Source organism: Bartonella sp. AA9NXGY (genome assembly GCF_042196845.1).
Lineage (GTDB): Bacteria > Pseudomonadota > Alphaproteobacteria > Rhizobiales > Rhizobiaceae > Bartonella.
The window spans coordinates 55,021-79,217 of record NZ_JBHIRB010000003.1; the positions used below are offsets into that span (position 1 = coordinate 55,021).

Consider the following 24,197-nt stretch of genomic DNA (forward strand, 5'->3'; position numbering starts at 1 on the left):
ATATCATGTTGATTTATTTTTATCTACTATAGCATTTCTCAAATGTTTTAAAAAATTTGTCCATCTGATAAACAGATTAAAATGAGAAAATCCTACAATATCGGGGTTCTTATTCAATATGAATAAAGATAAATTATCATTATAAATCAGTGTTTTGCCATATGATGCTTAAGATGTCATCAAGCCATTTATGGTAATTGCGTGCTTCTTCGTTTGAGTTATGAACAGAGAAAATAAAACCAGGATATCCACCAAATGCTGGTGGAGGTGGTGAAATGTGATTGGTTTCAAAGAAAATGATAGTTCTGGCGGTTTGAGGATGCTGTGCAACCTTATCTAGACCTGAAAATCCAGAAAACCGTCCATACCCATGAAGAGGAATAATATAATTTGCCGCCACTTTTTTAGCTGGGAGTATATCGGGAAGGTCTAAGTTTTTTTCAGCTAAAGCGGCATTCATACATAGTTTTGCAAATGAAATTCCTGTGCCTTGCTCAACAATAAAATGGGAAACACCTGATCCACCTATACGAGCGCCTATCTCAATGATATAAGGTAAATTATTAGCATCTAGGCGTAGCTCTACATGGGCAGCACCCATATTTATACCAAGAGCTTTAACTCCAGAGCATGCAGCCTCACATAAAGCAATAATTAAAGGATCATCTATATCACATCGTTGACGATAAATTGTTTCTTCAAACCATGGTCCCTCAGGCTGTCCCTTGTCTCCAACGGATAGAACGTGTACACCTGCTGTATCAACAAAGCATTCTACGACAAACTCTTTTCCTGGCAAATACTGTTCTACGACTAAGCCTACAGGTTTACTTTTATCATTAAAACGTGCCATGTCTTTATGCTGAACATTCCATACGGCTTTAATGAGATCAGGAAGTTCAGCGGAATTTTTAGCTAACATGACGCCTGCACTTGCCCATCCAGAGACGGGTTTAATAACGACTGGATAATCCAAGGCTTGTGTTTTTGATAGGTCTTCTGGATGATCTATATAAAAGAATCCTGGTGTTCTTAAGCCTGCTTTAGCGAAAGTTTGACGCATGAGATATTTATTTCTGGTTAATGCTGCTACTTCTGGTTCAATACTTGGAGTATTGATTTTTTTTGCAGCCAAAGCTGTCCATAGGATGGCTTCTTCGCGAAGGGTCATAACCCCAGAAATATTGCGTTCTTTTGCTCCTGTTGCAAAAGTGTCTAGAGCTGCCTCTGGGTTATCAAAAACAGGAAGTTGCCAAGTTGAAGTTACTGCTGCAGGGTGTTGAGAGGGAACGCTTTCAGCGGTATCATAGATCATTACTAATTCGATATTAGCTGCTTGTGCTGCTTCAAATATAAATGGTAATTTTGCATTGCGCTGGCAAACTAACGCGAGTTTTTTCATTTTGTTTCCTCATTAAATTTGGAGTTTTGAGAATGGCGTTTATGTTGCCATGTAGATACCTTTGATGCATCTATAAATAAGAGTGTCATCCCTATAACAACTACAATCATAGCAATTATTTTGATCATATTGAGAGAAGGGCTCGAGCCGATTATCCATTCACATGCAATCACTGCAAAAGGGGATAATACGCCGATAGTGTTGGCGTATAATACGCCTCCTTCGGCTAAAACTTTTTGATATAATACGTAAACTGGTGCCGAGCAAACAGTTCCTAAAATCAATATTTTAAATATATCTTCTAACTTAAGATAGAAGAGTGGGGCAGGATCAAAAATAAATAATGGCATAAATGATGCTGCAGAAATTGTCGTGATCCAAGCCAGTGAGGTGAGCAAAGGTAGATTTTTAAGATAACGTTTAGACAATAAGCCATAAGCAGAATAAGAAAGTGCTGCTGTTAAGGCAAGCACTAATCCTATCAGGTTATAATATCCACCTTCTCCACTATTTATATTGAATACTACAGCTGCTACACTGACAATTATCACTCCACTAAGCTTCAGCCATGAGAATTTAAGGACATTTGTCAATGCACCTAATATATAAGTAATTCCTGGAATAGTAGCGAGCACCATGGTTAAATCACTGGCTTTGAGCGATTTTAATGCACCAAAGCTGCATACAAAATACAGCGAAAATCCTAACACTGAGAGAATTAAAAAAGAAGGTATCATGGAAAGCAATGGTAGGGATCTGAAAACAGCTTTCTCACGAAATATTGCAATCAGCCATAAGGTGGCAGCGGTGGCAAACAACCTAAGTCCAACCGCATGTATGACGGGTATATTGCTAACCAAATTCTTAGATAATAACCAACTTATGGAAAACAATGCTAGAATGGCAAAAGTAAATAATAATAATCGTCCTTTTATAAAACTCAATGATTTAATCCTCTAATCACTCGCTGTGCATAAGATGATGTTGAAAAATTAAATCGTGACTGTGAAGTTTGCGGCTTACCAAGATTATTTTGGATATAATCTTTAGCTCCTGCCAAATAAGCGTCACCATCTAATGCTTCAAGTGCTTCTATATCTGCTATCATCAATATTATTACTTTTTCAAGACGCTCCAAATCAAATTGAAGATAACCTTGATTTGTTTCAATCAATGCTTTGTTCCGCATCAATATTTCAAAAAGCAAGATCCCTGTACCAGCATCGAATGTCATATGCTGATCAGAATCTTTTGGATAACGAAATATGCGTTCTAATAGGATAAATTCAGTTATTTCTTTCCAAAATTTTGGATGATTTTGTAGCATAATACGCACTGTAATTAAATCAACTTTAGTTTCTTCTAGAAGACCTGTAAACCAATTTAATTTTATATACAGATTTTTATCCAATGGCCGCGGTCCGGTATGATGTGCATAGTCATGATAATAGCCCCACAAACAGCGAGCATCGTAAATGTCTTCTTTAGATAAGTTACGACTATGCAATTGACCGAACAGGAATTTACTATCTCGACCGAGTAAACGTTCAGCTTCCACAATTGTTTGCTTGTTGTAAATATCAAAGAATTTACTGAAAAAAAAACAAAGCAAATGCTTGCTTATCAATTTTTTGAGCAGCTGCTACAGATTCTGGGAATAGAACAATGCAATTGCCTTCTAAAAAACCTCTTGATGCTATTCCCATTTTTATACATTGAAATGGTGATACATAATTATTTGTATATTTTGAGGCGTCAGCAAGATAGGCCGTTTCATGACGATATCCTGTAACTAATTCCAGCCGGAATCCTTCTGGATCAGGTCCATTTTTTGCACGCATTGGAGCCAAGAAAAACAAGGGCGCATCTGGTAATGGGGCTTTGAAAGCAGCCAAAGTGTTATCAAATTTAGGAGGGGTCGTTAAACCGCTGATCATCCACTGATGAAGATCATCAGAAGTGGTCGCTAAAAGTTTTGGAGATAATCCGTCAAGAATATTGGCATGGTGGTTCAGCAGAGTGATCAATTCATTGATCATATTATTATCTGCTGAAGTTGGTTCTTTAATGCTCCCATCTCGTTCTTGGCGCATACGGAATTTGTCAACCAAGTTAACAATGGAAAGAAGCGCTTCAGATTTTTTCATGATGAGTTGACTTTAGTGAGTGGAGCAAAAAGGCCATTGGCACTTGTCCAAAATTTTCGACAATACTCAGCCTATAGCGATTTGCCGCAACCGATGTTGTGATACAAGCATCTGCTTTTTCAGCCTTACAAAGAACGGCTGCATCAGCATTGCTGTTGGCAAATACTTTGTCATATTGATGAGCTACCAGAGATTGCGGGGCAGGATGAGACGCTATGGTTTTAATTTCATCAGCGTTATTGCGTTTAGCTAAAACCATAGAGTGAGTAGGCATGATAAAGCTGTCAAATAATTGCATATCACCTAAACGGGTAAATATGAGTGTATGCAAATCAGGGTAAGCAGCACAACTTAAGAGATAAGCATCTTTTTTTTGAGCAAGTTCATTAAATGCTTCTTCAAGAGTTGCGTATTATATAATACGGGATCTCGAGTCAGTGGACAAAATATTTTTATTGTGATTGTCAAGCCATCACTGTGTTGCTGCTGCACAGTTAGTATCTGCAGGGCCAAGTGTATAGATAAATGTATTATTTTCAGATTGCATGATCTCTATTCTTTATAATTATATGCCTAAATTTAAACTAGTGTAATATGTAGAGTATATCAAGCACAATGCGTTAAGTAATTTAGTGCTTTATAAAATAATGTATATGTGAAAAAATTTAAGATATAATTTTGTTTGTTCATTATTCTATCATGCCGTAAAACATCGTCGTTTAGGGGAGTGATTGAGCAGGAAAGTTCTATGCAGGGTATTTATTGGATATGTTAGAGAATTATTGGAATGGTTAAACAAAGGTAAATGATACGTAAAGCACACTGCTCTATCATTTTTTAGATGATCAGCGTTTTTGAATCTATTCATATTGATAATACTATTATAGGTGAATAATAAGCAAATTGGTAAGGCATGAACATCTTTGCCATAAAACTCAATATGTTTAATTTCTTAATTAAGATAATACTTTTAGAAATTGTTTTACTATTATGATTGTATTAAATATATAAAAGGCAATCATCATTGTCTTGTTTGTAAAAGAAACATGAAATATAACTCTTAAGTTAGATTGAGATTGGCAAGATTTTTTTCTTCTTTGGAATCGTTAAGAAGGTCAGATTAAACCTTATTCAAGCTACAGAACCTAAAGAAACAGTCGTTTTTTTTTGAAAAGATCAGAGGTAAACAAATATGCGTGAGATTTTGGATCATGTTGATATGCCATTGAATAAGAAGAGTTCTATTCAAAAGGTTCAAAATCTTTCATTCCAATCACACCCAAAACGGTTTTATAAGCAAGTGAAGATCGCTTGTGAGGAGGGCGGCTTTACGATTTTGTTGGATGAATGTCCTGTAAAAACGCCCGCAAGGCGTCATTTTCATGTGCCAACAGAAGTGTTTGCTGAATATGTTGCTCAGGAATTTGAGAACCAAAAGCACGTTGTTGATCCTGCAAAAATGCCGATGACGCGTTTGGTTAATACTGTTATTGATGGTATCGCTGATGATATGCAGGCGGTTTTTGAAGATTTATTGCGTTTCGTTGCATGTGATATGATCTTTTATCGTGCACAAACACCTAAAGAGTTGGTGCAAAAACAATCTGAACAATGGGATCCTTTATTAGATTGGGCTGAAAAAAAGCTAGGTGCAAGGTTTTATTTGACAGAAGGGCTGATGCATGTGGAACAATCACCAGAAGCACTTCAAGCTGTGAGTCATTATTTACGTAGCGTTGAGTCTGCTTATATGCTTGCTGCACTTCATATGATGACAACCTTAACTGGATCTGCTCTCATTGCTCTTGCTGTTGCTGCGGGAAACATTGATGCTGATCATGCTTGGTCTATTGCCCATTTAGATGAAGATTGGATGATGGAACAATGGGGAACGGATAAAGAAACAATAGCACGCCGTTCTCATAAAAAAGTTGAATTTAAGGCTGCTGCTACAATTGTTACAACTTGTTTATAGGGGAAAATCTTTTATTTACGTGCATTCTTTTCGCTCAGAGTATTTTTGTGACTTTTTGAGGATTGGTTTTTACTTTATCAAGTCCAGGAAATAGTTCATTGGTTATGGTTAAGAGCGCTTCGTCATTACCACGGATAAAATACCATTGGTTATCGTGAAGTAGGGCAATAATTTCAGTTTGAATAGAGCATTTTTTTCCAGCATTTGTTGTGGTTACAAGCTCCACGGGTATAACAAAATAAGGGGTACCATTATCAAGGGTACCTTCACGTTTTTGTTTTTGATCAATGTTGATCGTTTCAATCTTGTAACTTTCTGCCAACCGTTCTATTTGGCTTTTCATGATTTGTAGAAATTGCGATTGATTAAGATTTTTTTTGGCGGTTAAGCGGTTGATGACTTGGGGAGGAATAGCATTTAAGATGGCATTTGCATCGGCATTTTTAAGTGCTTTACTATAAGCAGATGTTGCTTTCTCAAGAGTTGTAAGTTTTTGGTTGGTTATTGTATGTGCTTTAGTTGTTGATGTGATAAAGACAATGCATAAAAGAACGGAAACGAGAAAACAAATTCGCGGCATTAGAAACCTTTGTTAATTCATTTGAAGAGATTCAACACATTATAAAGGAAAAGCGGATGAGCAAAAAGCCTCTTGCGCTTTTGCATGAGAAGAATATCCACAAAAATGGAAGCTTTTGCCTCCATTTTCAAAATCAAAAGAATGCGTATTGATTGTTTAAACAGAATAGTACATATCAAATTCAACAGGATGTGGTGTTGTTTCGTAACGCAAGACTTCTTGCATCTTTACTTGAATGAAGGAATTAATCTGATCATCATCAAAAACGTCGCCAGCTTTAAGAAAGCCACGATCTTTGTCAAGTGCTTCAAGCGCTTCACGCAGGCTTCCTGAAACAGTAGGGATTTCTTTAAGTTCCTTTAAGGGAAGATCATAAAGATCTTTATCCATAGCATGTCCGGGATGAATTTTGTTTTTGATACCGTCAAGACCAGCCATTAAAAGGGCTGCAAATGCCAAATAGGGATTTGCTGTTGGGTCTGGAAAACGAACTTCTACGCGTTTTGAATTTGGTGAGGAGCTCATAGGAATACGGCAAGATGCAGAACGATTACGTGCTGAATAGGCAAGAAGAACAGGAGCTTCATAACCAGGAACCAAACGTTTATAGGAGTTTGTGGATGGGTTGGTAAAAGCATTTATTGCTTTTGCGTGCTTAATAACACCACCGATAAAAAACAGACAGGTTTCTGATAGTCCAGCATATTCATTTCCTGCAAAAATGGGTTTGCCATCTTTCCAAATGGAAATGTGGACATGCATTCCAGAGCCGTTATCACCAAAAACTGGTTTCGGCATGAAGGTTGCTGTTTTCCCATAACTGTTTGCTATTTGATGTACAACATATTTAAAAATTTGCATCTTGTCAGCCTCGCGAACAAGTGTATCAAAACGAATACCCAATTCATGTTGGCCTGCTGCTACTTCGTGATGGTGTTTTTCGACCTGTACGCCCATATCCTTGAGTGCTGTGAGCATTTCAGAACGCATATCTTGGCAGGAATCAATCGGCGGAACAGGAAGGTAGCCTCCCTTTATTCGTGGGCGATGCCCTAGATTTCCTGTTTCATATTCCGTATCATCATTAGAGGGAAGTTCACTTGAATCGAGTTTAAACCCTGTGTTGTAAGGGTCCGTTTTATAGCGCACATCATCAAAGATAAAAAACTCTGCTTCTGGACCCACATTGATTGTATCTCCAATGTTTAAAGATTTCATATACACCTCAGCCCTTTTGGCGATAGAACGAGGATCTCTACGATAAAACTCACCAGAGACAGGATCAAGTACATCACAAAATATGACCAAAGTAGATTGAGCAAAAAAAGGATCAATATGTGCTGTTGCTGGATCTGGCATTAAAACCATGTCAGATTCATTAATTGTTTTCCAACCAGCAATTGAAGAACCATCAAACATGACACCATCACTAAAAGTATCCTCGCTGATCTCTGCGATATCCATTGTAATGTGATGCAATTTTCCTCGTGGATCAGTAAAACGTAAATCAACAAAACGGATTTCGTTGTCTGTAATCTGTTTGATAATATCTGATGCGGTTGTCATATTCAATTTCCTTAATATGGCGTTGAGGTGGATAAAAAAGTGAATTTTCCTGTTATTTATTAAAGGGCATCGATACCGGTTTCGTCTGTGCCTATACGAATTGCATCATCAATGGAAAAGACAAATATCTTTCCATCCCCTATATGTTTGGTTTGAGCTGCTTTACGTATTGCATCAACAGTTTGTTCCAGTTTTTCATCGGACACAACAATTTCAATCTTTACTTTAGGTAGAAAGTCAACAACATATTTCGTACCACGATAAAGTTCTGTATGTTCCCTTTGACGACCAAAACCTTTCGCTTCTGTTACTGTAATACCATGTAACCCAATTTTTTGAAGCGCTTCTTTCACTTCATCAAGTTTGAAAGGTTTTATAATGGCTTCAATTTTTTTCATGCTGAAATTATCTCCAACGTTATTTTGTCTTTTTAGACTGCATCACATTATATTGACAACTGTAAGATGTCCAACAGATACTTTGTGCACAAAAAGTCGAAAATAATGACACTCTATGCTCTGTTAGGAGAGTTTCTTTTGTAGAATACAGCCAAATACTGTTTTTTGGGAAAAAAACTTACAATTCTTATACAGAATTCAAATAATATAATAAAAGAGTTTTGTTTCTTTTTTATTAGATAATATCTTGACTTATAAGGATAATTAGACGCTCTCCACATTGAATGAGAAACTCTAATAGCGTAAGATTTTCTCATTTTAGATCTTTTTATCGTCAATCAATCAAAACGATACTTTTATATATCATAAATAGTTATGAGTGTGTGGATAACAACATTTGAAAAAAGAAATAAAATGCTTTTTATGAAAGCTTTCGATAATTAAAGGCTTTACAATATTAGGGAGTAGGGAAGACAAATATTGGAAAAGAGTGTGATGATGCCGATTCATAAATGTAAAGATGGTGGTGTATAATAATGAGTTTATCATTATAGCATTCATAGGAGCCGTTGTGAAATGGGCTTGAGAGCATTGAGAAATGTTTCTTTAAAACAGATGTGGGAATTGGCAACGCAAATATATTCCGTTTGGGGCGTTTTGTTCCTTCGTGAGGAATGTGATCTTCATTAAGGAACGCGATAAATAAAAGTGTGAAGCAATGGCAATCTTCATTATAAGATATTGCTGTGGATGCCTTGGAAAATCATAAAGATAAATTAAAAGGAAATGGAAATATAGAAATTTATTTATACCCTTAAAACTTCATATTCTTCCCAGTTTAGGTTGTCTGGTCGTTTCAGGTATAAACAAAACAGAGAATAAATACGCAATTATGTGCGCGTTCCTATTTGGCAATACGACAACTGAAACAGCTTATAAAGCGCTAAATTGTTTTTAGTCTTTGCTTCAAACGTGTTGCACCACTGGAATTAGGTGTTGGTTTACAGGTAATAATAAAAGTACAGGCTTTGTTAGTATGCTGTATTTTACAATAGAAAGCGTTTCTAAGAATTGGAATTATAGAGAGATGGGCGCAGTAAAACATGTTTTAGAAATTTTCCCGTATAGGAAGCGGGAACCTTAATGATGTCTTCAGGGCGTCCAATTGCAACAATTTCACCACCGCGATCTCCACCTTCTGGTCCTAAATCAATAATCCAGTCGGCTGTCTTTATAACATCAAGGTTATGTTCAATGACTATAACTGTGTTGCCTTGCTCGACTAGTTCGTGAAGCACTTCAAGAAGTTTGGAAATATCATGAAAATGTAAACCTGTTGTCGGTTCATCCAAAATATAGAGTGTACGTCCCGTTGTTTTACGAGAAAGTTCTTTCGCAAGTTTTACACGTTGTGCTTCCCCACCAGAAAGTGTGGTTGCTTGCTGTCCTACTTTTATGTAACCCAATCCTACTTTAATGAGAGTTTCCATTTTATTATGAATAGCGGGAATAGCTTGGAAAAATTCCTCTGCCTTTTCAATTGTCATATCCAAAATATCTGCGATAGATTGTCCTTTGAATTTTATTTCTAGTGTTTCTCGGTTATAGCGTTTTCCTTTACAGACATCGCAAGTAACATAGACATCAGGTAAAAAGTGCATTTCAATTTTGATGACTCCATCACCTTGACACGCTTCGCACCGTCCTCCTTTAACATTAAATGAAAAACGCCCAGCTTTGTAACCGCGGGCTTTTGATTCTGGAAGATCGGCAAACCACTCACGAATCGGTGTAAAAGCACCTGTATAGGTTGCGGGATTAGAGCGTGGGGTGCGTCCAATAGGAGACTGGTTGATATCGATGACTTTATCAAGAAATTCTAATCCTTCAATTTTGTCATAGCTGGCAGGGCTGTGATGAGAGCCCATGATATGATGTGATGCTGCTTTGAAAAGCGTTTCAATAAGAAATGTTGATTTTCCTCCTCCAGAAACACCAGTTATGCATGTGAAGGTTCCAAGAGGAATATTCGCATTGATATTTTTGAGGTTATTGCCTTTGGCGCCGATGATTTTAAGTGTTTTCGTTTTTGATATTTTGCGTCGCTCTGTCGGCATTTTAACAGCCATTTTTCCTGAAAGGTATTGGCCTGTGAGAGAGGCTGAATTTTCTATAATTTCCTGCGGTGTTCCTTGCGCTATGATTTCTCCACCATGAACGCCTGCGGCAGGCCCCATATCGACAACATAGTCTGCTGTGAGAATAGCATCTTCATCATGTTCAACAACAATAACTGTATTGCCAAGATTACGCAAATGGCGCAGCATTTCCAACAGGCGTTCATTATCGCGTTGGTGTAAACCGATAGATGGTTCATCTAAAATATAAAGAACGCCTGTAAGACCAGAACCAATTTGGGATGCCAACCGAATGCGTTGGCTTTCTCCCCCTGAAAGCGTTCCTGAATTTCGAGACAAGGTAAGATATTCCAATCCTACATGATTTAAAAAAGCCAAGCGTTCACGAATTTCTTTTAAAATACGTACGGCGATATTACGTTGTTTTTTTGTGAGATATTGATGAACATTGGCAAACCAATCATCTGCCTTTAGAATAGAAAGATCTGATATTTGCCCAATATGCATTCCGTTTATTTTTACAGCAAGTGCCTCTGGTTTTAAACGATAACCGTGACAAGCTGGGCAGGGCGAAGAAGACATATAACGTTCGATTTCTTCTCGAGACCAAGCAGAATCGGTTTCTTTCCAGCGTCTCTCCATATTAGGGATGATTCCTTCAAAGGGTTGGGTCGTTTTATGCGAACCAGAATTATTTTTATAGATAAAAGAAATTTCATCTCTTTTTGTACCGTAGAGAATAGCCTGTTGTGCTTCATTAGAGAGTTCACACCATTGATCTGTGAGTTTGAAACCGTAAGCTTTTCCTAATGCTTCTAAGGTTTGTTTATAGTAAAGTGAATCTGACTTAGCCCAAGGGGCAATGGCGCCATTCTTGAGGGTAAGATTTTTATTGGGCACAATTTTCAGTGGATCCATTGCTTTTTTTATGCCCAGTCCATCGCAGAGAGGACAGGCGCCAAAAGGATTATTGAACGAAAAAAGGCGTGGTTCAATTTCAGGAATAGAAAAACCCGATACAGGGCAGGAAAACTTTTCTGAAAAAATGAGCCGTTTGTGTGTATCATTTTTTGATTTATGAGCAGATTCCTTTGTCGTTTCTTTTTGTGCTAAGGGGTGGTCTGCCATTTCAGCTATGGCAAGCCCATTTGCTAGCTGTAAACAGGTTTCTATACTATCAGCCAAGCGAGAGGTGATATCCTTCTGTACAACAATGCGGTCTACCACGACATCGATGTCGTGTTTATATTTTTTATCAAGAGGTGGAATATCAGCGATTTCATAGAATTTTCCATCAACTTTAGCGCGTTGAAATCCTCTTTTTAAAAGTTCTGTTAGCTCTTTTTTATATTCTCCCTTTCGTCCTCGCACTAAGGGTGCCATAATAAAAATTCGCGTTCCTTCTGGTAAGGCCATAATTTGATCCACCATTTGGCTTACTGTCTGGCTTTCAATAGGAAGTCCTGTTGCAGGAGAATGAGGAATACCAATACGTGCAAAGAGAAGACGCATGTAATCGTGGATTTCAGTAACGGTACCTACCGTTGAACGAGGGTTGCGACTGGTTGTTTTTTGTTCAATGGAGATAGCTGGAGAGAGACCGTCTATGCGGTCGACATCGGGTTTTTGCATGACTTCCAAAAATTGGCGTGCATAGGCTGAAAGGCTTTCGACATAGCGGCGTTGTCCTTCAGCGTAAATTGTATCAAACGCTAAGGATGATTTCCCTGATCCAGAAAGTCCTGTTATAACAATGAGTTTATCACGAGGCAGATCGAGATCAATATTTTTAAGGTTATGCTCACGTGCACCGCGAATGGAGATATATTTTTGATGAGTCATACTTTATCCTTGGCATATGTGGCAAAAATTGAGCACCTAAAATGGAATAAAACTGTTTTTTTAGAATTATAATGTGTTTAACTGCTTTAATGCAAAAGGAAGGTATAAGTTTTGTGAAAAAAATACAAATGAGCAGCTTTTTATTCTCTCGTGGTGGAATAAACTATGCGTTTTTATCATCTTTTGTTATAATTACACTGAATACAATATTGGTAAAGGATAGCAATACCCATATTGATAGTCAATTGCGACATGTAAATTGAAGGTCAAGATGGTTATAACTGTTATAGAACAGAGTATTTTACAAATTAAAATTTTGGAGTTTATGCGATGGCTGGTAGCCTTAATAAAGTTATTTTGATTGGTAATCTTGGTGCCGATCCTGAAATCCGCCGTTTGAATTCTGGTGATCAAGTGGCAAATCTGCGTATTGCTACTTCAGAAAGTTGGCGCGATCGGAATACAAATGAGCGAAAAGAACGCACTGAGTGGCATAGTATTGTTATTTTTAATGAAAACCTTGTCAAAGTTGCAGAGCAATATTTAAAAAAGGGCAGCAAAATTTATATTGAGGGGCAGTTACAGACACGAAAATGGCAAGATCAAAATGGAAATGACCGTTATACAACAGAGATTGTTTTGCAAAAGTACCGTGGCGAATTACAAATGCTTGATGGGCGGGGAGCTGCGAGCGGGGAGCAAGGAGCAAGTCAAGGGGGGAGTTATAGTGGTGGCTTTGCCGATAGTCACTCAAATCAGAGAAATGCTTTTGGTCAAAATAATAATCAATTGGGAGAAAGTTTTTCACACAAATTAGATGATGACGTCCCTTTTTAAGAGTCTTTAAATTGCAGTATTATGATCATTTTATGGTTTGCTTGTTTCAGATTTTTGAAGTTTAGCGAAGTGAAAATTGTTAATTATTATTGGTAATTTAAAATATAAATTAATAACATCTTGAAAAATATTGTTAAATTTCTTTTTTGTCATGGGAGAGAAATTAGCATTTTTGTGTATTTTTCGCTATAAATAAAGTGAAATGATTCTTTTTTGAAAGTTTTGAAATTGTGACCGATCTTACTCCACACCCAGAACGTGATGTGCTAACCGGTATTGAACCAATCAGTATTATTGATGAAATGCAACGCTCCTATCTCGATTATGCGATGAGCGTGATTGTTTCACGTGCACTCCCTGATGTCCGTGATGGTCTTAAGCCTGTTCATCGACGTATCCTTCATGCTATGAATGAGATGGGGCTTTCTTTCAATAAGTCGTATCGTAAATCTGCTGGTGTTGTTGGTGAGGTTATGGGGAAATTTCATCCCCATGGTGATGCTTCAATTTACGATGCATTAGTGCGTATGGCGCAGGACTTTTCTTTAAGAAATCCATTAATTGATGGTCAGGGAAATTTTGGTTCCGTTGATGGTGATCCACCCGCGGCTATGCGCTATACTGAGTGTCGTTTAGAAAAAGTTTCAGAAGAACTTTTAGCTGATATTGATAAAGATACTGTTGATTTTCAGGATAATTACGATGGGCGTGAGCGTGAACCGGTTGTCTTACCAGCGCGTTTTCCCAATCTTTTGGTTAATGGATCAGGGGGGATTGCTGTGGGAATGGCAACCAATATTCCTCCCCATAATCTTGGTGAAGTCGTTGATGGTTGTATCGCTTTGATTGATAATCCCGATATCACACTCGATAAAATAATTGAAATTATTCCTGGTCCGGATTTTCCTACAGGGGGTATTATCCTTGGCCACTCTGGTGTTCGTGCAGCTTATGAAACAGGGCGTGGCTCAATCATTATGCGTGCTAAAGTTGAGATCGAAGAAATTCGCAGTGGTCGACAAGCAATTATTGTGAGTGAGATCCCTTATCAAGTTAATAAGGCAACAATGATTGAGAAAATGGCTGAATTGGTGCGCGATAAACGCATTGAGGGAATCTCTGATTTGCGTGACGAATCTGATCGTGATGGATATCGGGTTGTTATTGAGCTGAAGAAAGATGTTGTTGCGGAAGTTGTTTTAAACCAATTATATCGGTATACGCCGCTACAAACTTCCTTTGGTTGTAATATGGTTGCTTTGAATGGGGGAAAACCCGAACAGATGACGTTGCTTGATATGCTTCGTGCATTTGTTTCTTTTCGGGAAGAAGTTGTCAGTCGGCGAACAAAATATCTTTTGCGTAAAGCGCGTGAGCGAGCACATGTTTTGGTTGGCCTTGCCCTTGCTGTTGCCAATATTGATGAAATTATAGCGCTTATTCGCAAAGCTCCTGATCCGCAGACAGCACGTGCACAGTTAATGGAGCGACGCTGGCCAGCGATGGATGTCGCGCCTTTGATTAAACTTATTGATGATCCTCGTCATATTATTCATGAGGATGGTACTTATAACCTCTCTGAAGAACAGGCGCGTGCTATTTTAGAATTGCGTTTGCAACGATTGACAGCCCTTGGGCGTGATGAAATCGCTGATGAATTGAATAAAATTGGCGTGGATATCGCTGACTATCTTGAGATCTTGGCATCACGCGTACGCATTATGTCTATTGTTAAGGATGAGTTGAGTGCTCTTCGTGAGGAATTTGCAACGCCGCGACGTACCGTATTTGGTTTTGGTAGCGCTGAGATGGAGAGTGAAGATCTGATCGCACCAGAGGATATGGTGGTAACGGTAAGCCATAGTGGCTATATTAAGCGTGTGCCTCTTAATACCTATCGTGCACAGCGACGTGGTGGTAAGGGGCGTTCTGGTATGTCCACGAAGGATGAGGATTTTGTAACGCGGTTGTTTGTTGCCAATACGCATACTCCGGTTCTTTTCTTTTCATCACGTGGGATTGTTTATAAGGAAAAAGTTTGGCGGCTGCCGCTGGGGACACCCCAATCGCGTGGGCGGGCTTTGATCAATATGCTTCCTTTACAACAAGGTGAGCGTATTACAACGATTATGCCTTTGCCTGAAGATGAAGCGAGCTGGAGTGCATTAGATATTATGTTTGCGACAACACGTGGAACTGTGCGTCGTAATAAATTATCAGATTTCGTTCAGGTTAATCGTAATGGTAAAATTGCGATGAAACTTGATGAAGAAGATGAAATTCTTTCTGTTGAAACCTGTACAGAACATGATGATGTTGTTCTAACAACAGCCAATGGACAATGTATCCGTTTTCCAGTTGTTGATGTTCGGGTCTTTGCTGGGCGTAATTCTGTGGGAGTTCGTGGTATCAATTTAGCTAAAGGCGATAAAGTCATTTCGATGACAATTTTAGAGCATGTCGAGGCGACGTCCATTGAGCGTTCTGCTTATATTAAACGTGTAATGAATGAACGGCGTGCTTCTGGTGCAGATGCTGATGTTGAAGATGTTATAACTTTTGATGAAGAAGATGGGGGTGCTGAAACAGAGTTAACAGATGAACGTTATGCAGAACTTCATGCACGTGAACAAATGCTTTTGACAGTGAGTGAGTTTGGTTATGGTAAACGTTCTTCTTCCTATGAGTTCCGGATTTCGGGACGTGGCGGAAAGGGGATTCGCGCAACAGATCCATCTAAAACAGCTGAAATTGGTAAATTAGTAGCGGCTTTTCCGGTGAAGGCGCAAGATCAAATTATGTTGGTATCAGATGGGGGGCAGCTTATTCGTGTCCCTGTTGAGGGAATTCGTACTGCTGGGCGCTCAACTAAGGGAGTCACAATTTTTAATACAGCCAAAGGTGAAAGAGTCGTATCGGTTGAACGTATTTCTGAACCTGAAGATGATACGGGTTCATTAGATGATGAAGGTGAGAAGCATTCTGATACAGTTGATATGAGCGAAGAAAAATAATTTTTAAGAGGAAGGAGTAAAGTCATGAAAATTGCTCTTTACGCGGGTTCTTTTGATCCTCTTACAAATGGTCATCTTGATGTTTTGAAAGGGTGTTTTGTGTTAGCTGATAAGGTGGTCGTCGCTATAGGGATACAGGCTGACAAAAAAACACTCTTTAGCTTCGAAGAGCGTGTTGATTTCATTACGCAGGTAGGGAAAGACTTATTTGGTGCAGATTCTAATCGATTGCAGGTTCTTTCATTTAGCAACCTTCTCATTGAGAAGGCGCGTGAAGTTGGTGCTTCATTTCTCATTCGTGGATTGCGTGATGGTACTGATCTTGATTATGAAATGCAAATGGCAGGAATGAATGGTGTTATGGCTCCTGAATTGCAAACTGTTTTTTTGCCGGCAAGTGTTTCTGGGCGCGCGATAACTTCTACATTGGTACGCCAAATTGCCTCTATGGGAGGTGATGTGACACCATTTGTACCGCCCAATGTTGCACAAGCTTTAAGCTCGAAATACCAATCTTTTAGGGGAGAATAAGTGTGTCTCGTAGAATTTTTGCTGTTTTGATATGTGTGTTTTGTTTTTTTTCATTGTCCGCTGTCGCTGGTAATCCTAGACCAGCAAGCGATGCAAACCTTCTTGTTTTATCTCTCAAAGATGGTGATGTCATTATTCGTCTGCGTCCTGATTTGGCGCCAAAGCATGTTGCGCAAATCAAAAGATTAACAGAGGAGGGGGCCTATAATAATGTTGTGTTTCATCGCGTTATTCCTAATTTCATGGCACAAACTGGTGATGTAGAATTTGGAAAAAAAGGCAGTAGAGATTTTGATCTGAAACGCGTTGGTATGGGTGGCTCAAATTATCCCAATATACCGGCAGAGTTTTCAAAACAGCCGTTTAAGCGTGGTACAGTTGGGATGGCACGATCACAAGATCCGGATTCCGCGAATTCTCAATTCTTCATTTGTTTTGAGGATGCTGCTTTTTTAAACGGTCAGTATACGGTTGTTGGAGAGGTTATAAAGGGGATGGATGTTGTTGATAAAATAAAAAAAGGTACGACAAGTAATAATGGATCTGTAAAAAATCCTGATGTTATTAATGCTGCTACTTTACAAGTTGAGAAATGAATCAAGGGAGCTTTCCATATGGCTGAGAATAAAAATCCAGAGAATACTTTAATTCTTGAAACAACAAAGGGCAGAGTTGTTATTGAGCTTTTTGCTGATTTGGCACCTTGTCATGTTGCACGTATTAAAGAACTGGTACGGGAAGGTGCTTATGATAATGTTATTTTCCATCGCGTTATTGATGGTTTTATGGCGCAAACAGGGGATGTGCAATTTGGAAAGAAGGATAGTGAAAAATTCAATTTATCACGTGCTGGTATGGGGGGGGCAGAAAAACCAAATTTAACAGCAGAGTTTTCAAATCTTTCTCATAAGCGTGGTACAGTTTCTATGGCACGGAGTCAGAATCCAAATTCTGCTAACTCTCAGTTTTTTATTTGTTTTGCAGATGCTCCGTGGCTTGATCGTCAATATTCCATATGGGGGCAGGTTGTTGAAGGTATGGAAAATGTTGATAAAATTAAACGTGGTGAACCTGTTGCAGATCCAGATTCAATTACCAAAGCCATTATTGCTGCAGATGTAGAATAGTATAAACTATACTGATTTCAATTGTAAGTTTCTAAGAAAAAATACTCTTTTCTGATCAATAAAGGCACACGAAACTCTTTTGTAGTATCAGGCTTACCTTTTATAATTTCGAGCTAAGCATTGTCCATATATTTTCTTCAATCGGATCTTCCTGAAGAATATAATGCAAAGGATTTGTACAAACATCTGTCAGAATAAGAAAACGCAAAGTCTGTTGTATTATGGTTGTTGTTTGGCAAAGTGTTTTATAAAAAATTCGGCATTTTTCTTCAATCCATTGTCGGTCTTAATGGTTTTATGATGTTACTTTCTTAAGAGAGCGTGTGCTTTTGTTTCTGCTCGTAAATCAACATCCAATCCTAATGCAGAAGCATATTTGAAACACATATTAAGACGGATAAGAGCTTTACTCGCTCATCCAGTTTTCTTAGCAAGGTGGAAAACCAGCATTTATATATATATTGGCGTAATCTTTAAAATAAGAAGACAGTTTAATCTTAGAAGAATATAATAAAGGCGCAGAAGTGAAATAAATGGCTAGTCTTGCCATCTCCTTTTTAACTCAACTTTACTTTTTTAAAAGTATCTAATGCAATATCTTTTAAATAATGAAGATTATGCATGGACTTACGCTTTTATTTTTCTCGTTTTTTAATAGAGGAATGCTCCAAACGGAATACACTTGTGTTGCGTATTTACGTGTTTTTTAAGAAGCATTTCTCAGTACATATCAACGTTCACTTCCACGATGATATTCATGGCATGTATAGTTTTAAAGCTATAAATAGTATAAAATCTATTATGCACCACCTTCTTTAAAGCTTATGACGGAGCAAGCGGGTACCATCATACGCTTTTTCAGCCTCTAATGGTACGATAGAGCTTTTGGTATTTGAGAATCTTTACAAAAAGCATTTTTAGTTTTTTAAAGTATTTTATTTACACGTTAATTTCTTTTGTGAATTATCTCTAATGCCAAGAGCTATCTCAATATTGTGAGTGGATAAGTGATTATGCTCATTTGCGCTTTTATTAAGCGTGAAGATCGCTGTGCCCAGTAGATGAAAAATTTTTATCTGTAAAAGTTAAAGAATATGTAAGCTGTACAATGCGTTCAAAATTTTCTTCTATGGGTACAAAGTTACTGCTTATGGAAGTATGTGAAGATGAAATTATTGTGATAATAATTTTGCAGTTCTGTTAAGGCTTTAGTGCGTTAAGCGTAGGTATTTTGTGGTATGATATTATAAGGATTTTACTATTTTTCTAGAGTTAGATTATCACTTTTATTATGGTGATTTCTTAACAAGAAATGTTCTTTTATCTCGTTTAATTTTTGATGCTGGTTACAATATTGAGCGAATCAAAAATTAATTCATAAAGCTTTTGACAATGCTCGTAAGGGGATATCTTTTTTCTTTCTATAGAGATATGCATTGATGGAATCAAAAAGACGAGAGTTATGATAAAGACATTTCATTATAGAAAAATTGCTCAAGATGGGTATGCACGTCGAGGCGAAATTATAACGGGGCGAGGATGTGTTCGTACACCCGCATTTATGCCTGTTGGGACGGCAGGAACCATTAAGGCTATGTATATGGATCAAATTCGTGATCTTGGTGCAGATATCATTTTGGGGAATACTTATCATTTAATGTTACGTCCAGGAGCTGAACGTGTTGCGCGTTTGGGAGGATTACATGAATTTTCACGCTGGAGCGGACCTATTTTAACCGATTCTGGTGGCTTTCAGGTTATGTCATTGGCGGGAATCCGTAAAATTACTGAACAAGGTGTGATTTTTCGTTCTTACATTAATGGAGCTTACTATGAAATGAGTCCAGAGCGTTCTATCGAAATTCAAGAACTTCTTGGTGCGGATATCCAGATGCAGTTGGATCAATGTATTGCATTACCCGCAACTGAAAAAGAAATGGAAGAAGCTATGGAACTTTCATTGCGGTGGGCGCTGCGTTGTAAAACAGCTTTTGGAGATCAGCCAGATAAAGCATTGTTTGGGATTGTTCAAGGGGGTGATAATATGAAACTGCGTGAACGTTCTGCTCAAGCATTAAAAGAAATAGATTTAAAAGGTTACGCTATTGGAGGGCTTGCTGTTGGTGAGCCGCAGAGTGTTATGACAGCAGTATTGGATACTACTTGTCCGATTTTACCAGAGGATAAACCACGCTATCTTATGGGAGTAGGGACACCTGATGATATTTTACAAAGTGTTGCTCGTGGTGTTGATATGTTTGATTGTGTTATGCCGACGCGTGCAGGACGTCATGGTTTAGCTTTTACCCGCTTTGGTAGAATTAATTTGCGTAATGCGCGTTATGCAGAAGATCCACTTCCTCTTGATCCACAGTCACTTTGTCCAGCAGCACATAATTATAGTTGTGCTTATTTGCATCATTTGATTAAATCTGGTGAATCTCTTGGGGGGATGTTGTTGACGTGGAATAATCTTTTTTATTATCAACAACTTATGCAGGGAATTCGTGATGCCATTGAGGAAGGCTGTTATGCTGATTTTTGCGCTGAAACGCGTGCTCTATGGGCACAAGGACGCTAAAATATTAATCGTAATATAGCACCTCATTTTTTTATTGAATTTATTCTCGCACTTACAAATTTAGCTAAAAATATGAAATTAGAAACATCTTCCAAAATTATAAAATTCCACTATCTTAAGATATAACAGTGCGGTTTTATAGGGTACATATTCTTTTCTAATTACTATATAAAACAGAAACTGTTACTCCGGTACGCGCTACCTGATCCGGAGAAAAACAGTTTTTCTGTTTCTGATGACTGTTTACAGCAACAATGTTAATGAGGCGTTAGCGAACTCTTAAAGAAGTATGAAAATTGTACTTTTATGAGCTACTTTGTGTTTTTTATTACTAAAGGTAAAGAATGGATTATATACAATCGAACAGATAAATTTTTAGAAAATTAAAATAAAACTAAAATAAAATTACAACATTTAAAATGTTATAATTTTATTTTTTAAGTTTTTATATATAAATATTCTTTAAAATAGATTTATGTAATATTATTTATATAATAAAAATATAGATATTATGTCATAATAAATTAAATATTAATCACGGTAATTGTCATGTTTATAAAACATCAATAAACATACTTATACAAAATTTATTATATTTGTTTTTTGCTTTGTTTATAGAATTTATCTGAAAATAATCATAATATATTTACGTGAATATTTTAATTTACAGATAGTGAGTTAGATATCTGATGCGATTCCTCTGTTAGATGAGGGAGGGGTAAAGATGTCTAAAAGAGGGTATTTAATAAATCTAGAAACCAAGCACTATTATCATGAGAATTTTTAAAAGACTCTATAATAATTTATAAGAATGGCCTAAAGTTGAAATTATAGCTTATCGATTTGGGGGATCTGTATTCAGGTAGCAAAATAAAGCAACAATAATTTGGGGGGAGAAGTTTTATCTTTGTATCAAGATAATGATGAGATATTATTCACTTGTTTGAAATGCATTCTTCGGCAAATTTTAGAATTATTTATAGGATGTAGTATATCGTTTTAAAATAAAGTTTTCACTGTAAATTTCAACGGCTAAAAAGAGGAGACAAAGTTTATTATCTGGTAGATCTGATAGAAATAGGTGAATACGTCTATGATCTTGAGGTTTTCAAAGATTTTCCATTAAAGAATCTTACTTAAAACTCCATAAAATGCTTTATATATCAAAATATTTCTAAAACTTTATTGGGGACTATTGGGCATGCGTATAACAATGTTTTGAATTTTTGTTTGTGTGTATTACAGATATTTACAGTTAAAACTCCTATTCAGAAGTGATGATATGAGAGATTCTTATCAACAAAAGGTTCTTGTATTGGGAATTGATTCGAGAATACGACGTTTAATAATTTTAGCTCTTGCCGTGGGCAGTTTTGCTATTGGTACTGCAGAGTTTGTTGCAATGGGGCTACTGCCAGAGATGGCACGAAGTTCCTATGTTGATATTCCTACCGCTGGTCAATATATTTCTGCTTATGCATTAGGAGTTGTGATTGGAGCACCTCTTTTAGCTGTGGCAACAGCTCAGGTATCACGCAAAACTGTTTTGATAGGCTTGATGCTTTTTTATGCCTTAGCAAATATTGCTAGTGCCTTTGTTTCTGATTTTAGCATATTAGTAGTATTACGCTTTCTCAGTGGACTTCCTCATGGAATCTATTTTGGACTTGCGGCTATGGTTGCCTCTTCAATGGTAGAAATGAAAGAACGTTCTAAAGCTGTTGGATATGTTATGCTTGGCTTAACAATTGCAACCGTTTTGGGAGCACCCAGTGCTACTTGGATTGGTCAACTTATTGGTTGGCAGATTGCTTTTGTCCTTGTGGGTATGATTGCTTTATTGTGTAGCTTGCTTATTTGGAATTTTTTTCCTTGTGATTCAAGTTTTCCAAAAACGAATCCTTTGCAAGAAATGGGTGTATTAAAGCAAAAGCAGGTGTGGCTTCTTTTGTTGATGGTGTCGGTGGGAGCGTCAGGATTATTTTCTGTTTTCACTTATATCAAGCCAACATTAATGCATATTTCTGGTGTTTCACTTGAGTGGGTACCATTTATTATGCCGTTAGTTGGATTGGGAATGGTGATAGGAAATCTCTTGGGGCCTAAATTAGCTGTTAAAATTGGCATTTCACCGATGATATTTTTCTCTATGCTTTGGAGCGTATTTGTTTTTTTTCTTTTTTTCTTTTTATCCTATGCTCCGTTAACAGCGGCAATAGGATGCTTTTTTGTTGGAACTTCTTTTGCTGCTATGCCTTCTATACAAACAAAAATTATGGATGTTGCACTACAGGGACAGATTTTGGCAGGAGCATTAATGCAGTCTGCTTTTAATATTGCCAACGCTCTTGGTGCAGAATCTGGAGCATTAGTTTTAAAATTGGGCTATAGTTATGAATATACAGCTGTTTTAGGAAGTGTTCTAACTTTGTGTGGATTAATGGTTTTTTGCGTCTCATGGTATATGGAGAAGCATGCTTAATATTTTTCATTTTTTAAATGAAGAAGGAATTTTTCTATTTATTTTTAGTTATTGGAATGTCCTGTTGGATTTTTCAATATGCAGTAAGAAATGCGCAGTGCTAATGGAATAGCAAGACAAAATAAAAGACCCATGAGCACTATAAGAAGAGTTTTTGCTGCTAAGATCATTCCTATTGTTCCTCCAGGATTAAAGAGGCCAGCAAGATTGGTGATGACTCCTGCTAGAGTTGCACTTAAGGCCGCTGAAAATAGTTGTACAGAGGTAAGGGATTCACTGGCACGGAGAGCATCTTCATCATTTGCACATTGTAAGATCCTTGTGAGCAAATGTGGCCATGCTATGCCCGCACTGATTCCAATAGAAAACAGTGCTAAGCAAATAATAAAAATATATTCAAGCGCGGAAACTTCTGTTGGGATGAGCCATAAAAGAATCACTATGCCTAACAGTTTTAATAGGGGCGAGTATACAATGATGTTGCGAATTTTTTTTGTGGAGACACCAGCACTTGAGATGGCTCCACATGTCCACCCTAGGCTCATAAGTGCTGCTATATAACCAGCAATAAGTGGAGCTTGCCCATGAAGCTCTTGAAGAAAAAGTGGAAAATAAAGTTCTATACTGTATACGACTGTTGTCATAACGAGTATCAATGCGTAAACAGAAAAGATTTCAGAAGAGAAAGAAAAGGATTTGCGGGGCAACATAGGATGAGGGGTAGATGATTCGATTTTTGCTAGAACAAAGAGAAGACTAAGTCCGATAACTAATCCGCAAATTTTTGCTATTGTAGACTCCATAGCCCCTCCAACAGAAATAATAAAAATCAATAAGGTGAGTGTGAAAAGCTGGAGAAGAGGAAGAGGGGGTGTTGGAACATCGTTTTCATTCTTTTTTGGTAAAAATTTAAAGGCGATGAGTGAGAAAAATATAGCTAATACGCCAATGATCAAAAAGGATGCTCGCCATAGCCCATAATATACAGAAAGCCCCCCGATTGCTGGTCCTAACAAGGTTGATATTCCCCACATTCCAGAGATAATACTTAATGCATGTGACCATAAAGATGGGCTGAAAACAATCCGTACCATGGAATAGGATAGGGATAACAAAGAACCACTTCCAAATCCTTGGATAAAGCGTCCTATTAAAAACAATGGCATAGATGAAGAAATACTGCACATAAAAGTGCCTAGGGTGAAGATAAGTCCAGAAATAACATACGCATTGCGAGGACCTAATTTCCCTAATATTTTTGTTGCAAGTGAAGTACCCACAAGTGAAGCTGTAATAAAGACAGTAGCCACCCAAGAATAATATATTTCACTGCCAATATGATTCATAAGAGAGGGTAAAATAGTAATAACAATATAAACGTTGGTGGCGTGTAACACAACTCCACCTGTAAACGTTAAAAAGCAAAGACCATTTTTACCCAATAAAAGCGCAGACCAGCCCTGTTTTTTCACTGTTTTTTGCTATTTAATAAAAATCTATCCTCTTTTTACTTATAAGGTACTTCTTTGAATTTGCCAAGAGAAATTCAAAGCTCTGTTTAGAGCTTTGAATTTTAA

The 24,197-nt window shown here is 37.5% G+C and carries 18 protein-coding genes; 8 read left to right on the plus strand and 10 right to left on the minus strand.

Annotation, left to right across the window (positions count from 1 at the left end):
- Window positions 1-139: 139 nt before the first annotated feature.
- Genes ACFIM6_RS02465 through ACFIM6_RS02485 form a run of 5 tightly spaced genes read right to left on the minus strand, consistent with a single transcriptional unit; the run spans window position 140 to window position 3,847 of the window.
- Window positions 140-1,402 (minus strand): acetyl-CoA carboxylase biotin carboxylase subunit family protein, encoded by a 1,263-nt coding sequence (locus ACFIM6_RS02465; RefSeq protein WP_375611507.1) that lies wholly within the window; start codon window positions 1,400-1,402, stop codon window positions 140-142.
- A complete protein-coding gene (locus ACFIM6_RS02470) occupies window positions 1,399-2,346 on the minus strand; it encodes a DMT family transporter (RefSeq protein WP_375611508.1) in 948 nt (315 codons plus the stop codon). The genes ACFIM6_RS02465 and ACFIM6_RS02470 overlap by 4 nt, the downstream gene beginning before the upstream one ends.
- On the minus strand, window positions 2,343-2,960 hold the full coding sequence (locus tag ACFIM6_RS02475) for a DUF6421 family protein (protein WP_375611509.1): 618 nt from the start codon (window positions 2,958-2,960) through the stop codon (window positions 2,343-2,345). The genes ACFIM6_RS02470 and ACFIM6_RS02475 overlap by 4 nt, the downstream gene beginning before the upstream one ends.
- Before the next feature lie 31 nt (window positions 2,961-2,991).
- Complete coding sequence (locus tag ACFIM6_RS02480) at window positions 2,992-3,549, minus strand: DUF6421 family protein (protein WP_375611510.1); 558 nt, start codon at window positions 3,547-3,549, stop codon at window positions 2,992-2,994.
- The gene (locus tag ACFIM6_RS02485) at window positions 3,536-3,847 is read right to left on the minus strand and encodes a prephenate dehydratase domain-containing protein (RefSeq protein ID WP_375611511.1); all 312 of its coding nucleotides are present in this window, start codon (window positions 3,845-3,847) and stop codon (window positions 3,536-3,538) included. Before ACFIM6_RS02485 ends, ACFIM6_RS02480 begins: the two co-directional genes overlap by 14 nt.
- An 894-nt stretch (window positions 3,848-4,741) precedes the next feature.
- Here ACFIM6_RS02485 and ACFIM6_RS02490 point away from each other — a divergent pair.
- Window positions 4,742-5,524, plus strand: coding sequence for an ATP12 family chaperone protein (locus ACFIM6_RS02490; protein ID WP_375611512.1), 783 nt, complete (start codon window positions 4,742-4,744; stop codon window positions 5,522-5,524).
- 34 nt (window positions 5,525-5,558) lie between these two features.
- On the opposite strand, the gene ACFIM6_RS02495 is transcribed toward ACFIM6_RS02490, so the two are convergent.
- The 4 genes from ACFIM6_RS02495 to uvrA all read right to left on the minus strand — a co-directional run bounded on the left by ACFIM6_RS02495 (window position 5,559) and on the right by uvrA (window position 12,048).
- The gene (locus ACFIM6_RS02495; protein ID WP_375611513.1) at window positions 5,559-6,104 is read right to left on the minus strand and encodes a hypothetical protein; all 546 of its coding nucleotides are present in this window, start codon (window positions 6,102-6,104) and stop codon (window positions 5,559-5,561) included.
- A 156-nt stretch (window positions 6,105-6,260) separates the two neighbouring features.
- Window positions 6,261-7,670, minus strand: a complete 1,410-nt coding sequence (gene glnA / locus ACFIM6_RS02500) for a type I glutamate--ammonia ligase (RefSeq protein WP_375611514.1) — start codon at window positions 7,668-7,670, stop codon at window positions 6,261-6,263.
- Between the two features lie 59 nt (window positions 7,671-7,729).
- Window positions 7,730-8,068 carry a P-II family nitrogen regulator gene (locus ACFIM6_RS02505; protein WP_015856528.1) on the minus strand — a complete coding sequence of 113 codons (339 nt, stop codon included), beginning with the start codon at window positions 8,066-8,068 and terminating at the stop codon, window positions 7,730-7,732.
- 1,064 nt (window positions 8,069-9,132) lie between these two features.
- Complete coding sequence (gene uvrA, locus ACFIM6_RS02510) at window positions 9,133-12,048, minus strand: excinuclease ABC subunit UvrA (protein WP_375611515.1); 2,916 nt, start codon at window positions 12,046-12,048, stop codon at window positions 9,133-9,135.
- A gap of 330 nt (window positions 12,049-12,378) precedes the next feature.
- On the opposite strand from uvrA, the gene ssb reads away from it, so the two are divergent.
- From ssb to ACFIM6_RS02545, 7 genes are all read left to right on the plus strand, one after another.
- Window positions 12,379-12,885 (plus strand): single-stranded DNA-binding protein, encoded by a 507-nt coding sequence (gene ssb, locus ACFIM6_RS02515; RefSeq protein ID WP_375611516.1) that lies wholly within the window; start codon window positions 12,379-12,381, stop codon window positions 12,883-12,885.
- Between the two features lie 230 nt (window positions 12,886-13,115).
- Entirely contained in the window at window positions 13,116-15,899 is a 2,784-nt protein-coding gene (gene gyrA / locus ACFIM6_RS02520; protein ID WP_375611517.1) for a DNA gyrase subunit A, read from the plus strand.
- A 24-nt stretch (window positions 15,900-15,923) separates the two neighbouring features.
- Window positions 15,924-16,430, plus strand: coding sequence for a pantetheine-phosphate adenylyltransferase (coaD, locus tag ACFIM6_RS02525; RefSeq protein ID WP_375611518.1), 507 nt, complete (start codon window positions 15,924-15,926; stop codon window positions 16,428-16,430).
- A 2-nt stretch (window positions 16,431-16,432) separates the two neighbouring features.
- Complete coding sequence (locus tag ACFIM6_RS02530; RefSeq protein ID WP_375611519.1) at window positions 16,433-17,026, plus strand: peptidylprolyl isomerase; 594 nt, start codon at window positions 16,433-16,435, stop codon at window positions 17,024-17,026.
- Window positions 17,027-17,044: 18 nt separating this feature from the next.
- A complete protein-coding gene (locus tag ACFIM6_RS02535) occupies window positions 17,045-17,557 on the plus strand; it encodes a peptidylprolyl isomerase (protein WP_375611520.1) in 513 nt (170 codons plus the stop codon).
- Window positions 17,558-19,019: 1,462 nt separating this feature from the next.
- Entirely contained in the window at window positions 19,020-20,138 is a 1,119-nt protein-coding gene (gene tgt, locus ACFIM6_RS02540) for a tRNA guanosine(34) transglycosylase Tgt (protein WP_375611521.1), read from the plus strand.
- 1,282 nt (window positions 20,139-21,420) lie between these two features.
- Window positions 21,421-22,620, plus strand: coding sequence for an MFS transporter (locus tag ACFIM6_RS02545; protein WP_375611522.1), 1,200 nt, complete (start codon window positions 21,421-21,423; stop codon window positions 22,618-22,620).
- A gap of 44 nt (window positions 22,621-22,664) precedes the next feature.
- Here ACFIM6_RS02545 and ACFIM6_RS02550 read toward each other — a convergent pair whose 3' ends face one another.
- Window positions 22,665-24,092 (minus strand): MFS transporter, encoded by a 1,428-nt coding sequence (locus ACFIM6_RS02550; RefSeq protein WP_375611523.1) that lies wholly within the window; start codon window positions 24,090-24,092, stop codon window positions 22,665-22,667.
- Between the last annotated feature and the right edge of the window lie 105 nt (window positions 24,093-24,197).

What these genes read in the sequence shown, in the direction of transcription:
- ACFIM6_RS02465 (WP_375611507.1), bottom strand. Translation starts at nt 1,402, where the DNA reads ATGAAAAAACTCGCGTTAGTTTGCCAGCGCAATGCAAAATTACCATTT.
- ACFIM6_RS02480 (WP_375611510.1), bottom strand. Translation starts at nt 3,549, where the DNA reads ATGAAAAAATCTGAAGCGCTTCTTTCCATTGTTAACTTGGTTGACAAA.
- ACFIM6_RS02485 (WP_375611511.1), bottom strand. Translation starts at nt 3,847, where the DNA reads ATGCAATTATTTGACAGCTTTATCATGCCTACTCACTCTATGGTTTTA.
- ACFIM6_RS02490 (WP_375611512.1), top strand. Translation starts at nt 4,742, where the DNA reads ATGCGTGAGATTTTGGATCATGTTGATATGCCATTGAATAAGAAGAGT.
- ACFIM6_RS02495 (WP_375611513.1), bottom strand. Translation starts at nt 6,104, where the DNA reads ATGCCGCGAATTTGTTTTCTCGTTTCCGTTCTTTTATGCATTGTCTTT.
- glnA (WP_375611514.1), bottom strand. Translation starts at nt 7,670, where the DNA reads ATGACAACCGCATCAGATATTATCAAACAGATTACAGACAACGAAATC.
- ACFIM6_RS02505 (WP_015856528.1), bottom strand. Translation starts at nt 8,068, where the DNA reads ATGAAAAAAATTGAAGCCATTATAAAACCTTTCAAACTTGATGAAGTG.
- uvrA (WP_375611515.1), bottom strand. Translation starts at nt 12,048, where the DNA reads ATGACTCATCAAAAATATATCTCCATTCGCGGTGCACGTGAGCATAAC.
- ssb (WP_375611516.1), top strand. Translation starts at nt 12,379, where the DNA reads ATGGCTGGTAGCCTTAATAAAGTTATTTTGATTGGTAATCTTGGTGCC.
- coaD (WP_375611518.1), top strand. Translation starts at nt 15,924, where the DNA reads ATGAAAATTGCTCTTTACGCGGGTTCTTTTGATCCTCTTACAAATGGT.
- ACFIM6_RS02535 (WP_375611520.1), top strand. Translation starts at nt 17,045, where the DNA reads ATGGCTGAGAATAAAAATCCAGAGAATACTTTAATTCTTGAAACAACA.
- tgt (WP_375611521.1), top strand. Translation starts at nt 19,020, where the DNA reads ATGATAAAGACATTTCATTATAGAAAAATTGCTCAAGATGGGTATGCA.
- ACFIM6_RS02545 (WP_375611522.1), top strand. Translation starts at nt 21,421, where the DNA reads ATGAGAGATTCTTATCAACAAAAGGTTCTTGTATTGGGAATTGATTCG.